At 43.3% G+C, this 305-nt stretch carries 1 pseudogene; it reads left to right on the top strand.

Features of this window, described 5'->3' with window-relative positions:
- Positions 1–305: pseudogene (locus tag Q0870_RS15380) on the top strand (hypothetical protein); the annotation flags it as partial.

Raw genomic sequence — 305 nt, 5'->3', positions numbered from 1 at the left:
GGTGTAACCAATGGCGATGAATTAACACCACCAGACGGTGAAACCCCAACAAATCCTAATGACCCATGTGATTTTGTGTTATCAGATATAACCTTAGCCTTAGGCGCAGCATATTTAGCAGCCGATTGTGATGGAGATGGTGTAACCAATGGCGATGAATTAACACCACCAGACGGTGAAACACCAACAAATCCTAATGATCCATGTGATTTTGTAGATACAGACATGACCGTAGCAGTAAGCGGAGACTATTTAGTAGCTGATTGTGATGGCGATGGCGTAACCAATGGTGATGAATTAACACC

Origin of the sequence: uncultured Algibacter sp. (assembly GCF_947487575.1) — a bacterium.
GTDB lineage: Bacteria > Bacteroidota > Bacteroidia > Flavobacteriales > Flavobacteriaceae > Algibacter_B.
The sequence above is the reverse complement of the archived record's forward strand: the minus strand, read 5'-3'. Positions and strand labels throughout refer to the sequence as shown.